Genomic DNA, 3,508 nt, shown 5'->3' on the forward strand with positions numbered 1-3,508 from the left:
TTTGGGAGCGAGACAATATTCCCTATACCGTATGTAAGAAACGCCGCGCATTTTTTTTTGGAAAAAAACAGCCCAAAAGCGGGAATAATAAAGCTTGAATAGAGCGGGGATTTCGACGGCCTAGACTCAGACTTGATGTAAATTACCAAAAGTTGCATGATATATAGAGTCGTATAATCACTTTTTGGGCTTTCCATCAAAACAATAATTACAAAAGGAAATTAAGTTTGGATATGTTGGCGTTTATTCTTGTAGGAGCCGTCACTGGAGTTGGCTCAGCCCTAATGTTACTCCGCTTTGATGCTAATTGGATCAAAGCTCTTTCCTTGTCTGGTGGAGCTAGTATTTTGATTGCTGAGTTTCTCGCCTTTGCAAATTTACTAGGTATTACCGAAGAAAACCGGTCAGCTATGTTAGTTAGCTTGCTTTCATCTTGGTTAGTCGTATTTTCTATTTTGTTGATCATATTGCTGCAATCTTTTAAGAGGCAAGAAACTAAATACAAAATTCAGACTTGGGAAATTTTACTTGGAGACAAGAAAGCGATAGATCATTATTACAATAGCAAAAAGGATGAAATAGCAAAGAAAGTCGAAGGTGAATACAATTTCGATAAATTGACAGAAATGAAAGCAAACCTTGATAAAGAAAAACAAGAGATAGAGCGAGAAAAAGCGTATCTCAACTCTATCAAGGAAGATGCTGAAGAGATATTAGATAAAAAACATAAATTAGCTATACCCGTTGACTTTAAATTTCCCATAAAATCTGATTTTTTCGAACTGTTACCGAGATATATTAATTCTATTTCCGAATTTGAACGTCATTTAAGCTTATTTACTGATTCATTTGTAATTGATTTAGATACAAAAAAAGATAAACATACAGATACTCAAATACTGAAGACCTATTTAAGCGGGATGAGTTATTACATTGGACAATACCTGTTTGATTGGCGTGATGTAAGAGTGCATTTTCGAAAGATTAATCAATCAACTAACAATTACGAAAAAGTTTGTTGCTGTGCATCGCACTGGTCAAGAATATTTAGAGGACCTAACTGATATCCCTGCCGATTCTGGTCTAATTGCTCTTGCAATTAGATCAAAAAGAAGTGTTGTATATAGTGCTAATAGCCAGTTTGCCTTTGATACCGGCAGCAATCATATTTGGAAAGACTACATTACGATGATATTTGAAAAATTGAATATCGAAGGCAAACCCGTTTTGACCCTTGGGATTTCAGTTAAGCATCATATAGACCATAAAGAAATGCTCTATTTCTTGAGTTACATTCAGATAGAACAGGTCATACAGGAAAATTTACTAAAATTGGATGAGGGCTTTTCAATCTGTCGAGCCGCACTTTCCGAGGTAGCATAATGTCAAATACTTCTTCAAAAATTGAACTGCTTTACATGATAAATGAGCTTAAAGAGCATGGTGATATAAAAAACGTCATGAAACTACAAAAGATATTTTTAGAGTCATTGTCGGAAGATCGACAAAATGGTAAGTACAATGTTGATATTCAGCTCGATAGAAAAGACAAAAAAGTTATATCTGAAGTTAAAACAACCTTAACAAAAAATTTAAGCGGACGCTAACGCGGCAAGGCGGATTCGCCGATAGGCAATCCGCCATTACGAAACGCACCGATGGCGGTTTGCTGTCGCGAAACCGCCCTACGCACAAGGTTCTGTTGACATTTCATCAAAAAAAGCCAGGACTTTCACCTACAAGCCATGCTGTTAATAAAATCCTGCAAACCTTGGCCTTCGCTATCTGTGAAGGTTACGTCTTGTGTTTGGATGCTTAGCCAAGTAGGGTGCATTCCATGCACCAACTCGGTAAGGCAGATTCGCCGATAGCAATCCGCCATTACGAAACGCACCGATGGCGGTTTGCTGTCGCGAAACCGCCCTACGCACTGGAATTTCAAACACATCAACAATGCCAACACACGAAACAGAATAACCCAAGTCATTAACTTGTCAGGCTATAATAGTCCAATACTTTGTTCTCCAGAGGAATTAATCAATGAAAGATGATCCCATCGTGGAAGAAATTCGTAGGGCCAGAAGCGCCCATGCCGCACGATACGGCAATGATCTTGATCGTATTTTTTGCCGCCATTAAAGAGGCAGAAAAAAAGTGCTCGGCTAGGCTAGTTAATCGTGAGCCAAACATACAGTCGGCACGCAATACCAGAGAGCATAGGCAAACTCGGTAAGGGGATTCGCCGATAGGTAATCCGCCATTCCGGGCGCACCTACATACTAGTTAGCCATATAGTCAGAGGCACAACAAACAATGGAAGTATTAACCGACAAAGAGATCAAGTCGTTTCTTGAGACTGCGCCCTTGTACACATGGGCAGAGTTCAAGAAGCCGCACGTAACTCGATCAAGTTTATGGATCGAGGCAATTGACTCGTTTTGTGAAAAATGCGGAATGGTAAGGCCATTCCATGACATGAGAAGCAGGGGAGGCGGTACTGGGATGGCGGTTAAAGCTCTTTCAACCGGCACTTCATACTTTGAATTCACATGCGTAACGTGCAGAAAAGAACGTCATGAGTATTTGATAGAACAAACCGTCGGAGACAAAACCATAAAGATTCAAAAATACGGACAGCTGCCACGAAAGCACTTAGAGAGGGATCGAACTCTGCAAAAGTTCTTTTCTGATGACTCTGAAAACTATGAAAAAGCTATAGTCTGCTTGTCTCATGGATATGGCATTGCTGCATTTGCTTATCTGAGAAGGATTGTGGAAAACAACACAATCAAGCTAATCGATTTAGTGTTAAATGATGTTCAATGCTCAGAACCAAATTCAAAAATGATTGAATTATTATCTGAACTCAGAAAAGAGTCACCAATGAGCGATAAAATTAAAATCGCAAATGAAGCATTACCAGAATATTTAAAGCCTGACGGCCTTAATCCCCTTGGTAGACTTTATCAAGTATTAAGCGAGGGTGTTCATAGTTTAAGTGATGAGGAATGTTTAAATAGAGCAAACATTGTTAAAGAATGCCTTAAATACCTAATAAGTGAACTTTCGTCGAGAAAGAAAAACCGTAGGCAATTTAAAAGCATGATAGGTTCGCTATGAAATGGCTAACCAGGTAAAATAACGCGGTAAGGAGATTCGCCGATAGGCAATCCGCCATTACGAAACGCACCGATGGCGGTTTGCTGTCGCGAAACCGCCCTACGCACAAGGTTCTGTTGACATTTCATCAAAAAAAGCCCGGATTTTCACCTACAAGCCATGCTTTTAATAAAATCCTGCAAACTTTGGCCTTCGCTATCTGTGAAAGTTACACGGCTTTCTCATAAAAAATTAACTTGCTTAAGTGTTGAAATGAGTGTCTCAGGTAAATCAACAAATTCCTCGATTTTTTGCTGAAAATTCTTCGCGCCTGACCAGCGCAGTAGATTGGCCGAAAAGCAGCGTAATTTTGCCATTATTTGAGCTTGGTTTCCGTTTTTGACCAACA

General features: G+C 39.3%; 5 protein-coding genes. 4 read left to right on the forward strand and 1 reads right to left on the reverse strand.

All coding sequences use genetic code 11. The features are described from left to right. Positions 1–227 precede the first annotated feature (227 nt). Genes VZ94_RS21000 through VZ94_RS21010 form a run of 3 tightly spaced genes read left to right on the forward strand, consistent with a single transcriptional unit; the run spans position 228 to position 1,607 of the window. A complete protein-coding gene (locus tag VZ94_RS21000; protein ID WP_045780740.1) occupies positions 228–1,064 on the forward strand; it encodes a hypothetical protein in 837 nt (278 codons plus the stop codon). Continuing rightward, a complete protein-coding gene (locus tag VZ94_RS21005; protein ID WP_045780741.1) occupies positions 1,024–1,383 on the forward strand; it encodes a hypothetical protein in 360 nt (119 codons plus the stop codon). The genes VZ94_RS21000 and VZ94_RS21005 overlap by 41 nt, the downstream gene beginning before the upstream one ends. Further along, positions 1,383–1,607, forward strand: a complete 225-nt coding sequence (locus VZ94_RS21010) for a hypothetical protein (protein WP_045780742.1) — start codon at positions 1,383–1,385, stop codon at positions 1,605–1,607. The genes VZ94_RS21005 and VZ94_RS21010 overlap by 1 nt, the downstream gene beginning before the upstream one ends. A 125-nt stretch (positions 1,608–1,732) precedes the next feature. Here the strand turns inward: VZ94_RS21010 and VZ94_RS26300 are convergent, their stop codons facing one another. After that, on the reverse strand, positions 1,733–1,987 hold the full coding sequence (locus tag VZ94_RS26300) for a hypothetical protein (protein ID WP_157845007.1): 255 nt from the start codon (positions 1,985–1,987) through the stop codon (positions 1,733–1,735). Between the two features lie 326 nt (positions 1,988–2,313). Here VZ94_RS26300 and VZ94_RS21020 point away from each other — a divergent pair, with 326 nt between their 5' ends. Continuing rightward, positions 2,314–3,120: a hypothetical protein gene (locus VZ94_RS21020; RefSeq protein ID WP_045780744.1), complete on the forward strand. Its 807-nt coding sequence runs from the start codon at positions 2,314–2,316 to the stop codon at positions 3,118–3,120. Positions 3,121–3,508: the final 388 nt, after the last annotated feature.

Origin of the sequence: Methylocucumis oryzae (assembly GCF_000963695.1) — a bacterium.
GTDB lineage: Bacteria > Pseudomonadota > Gammaproteobacteria > Methylococcales > Methylomonadaceae > Methylovulum > Methylovulum oryzae.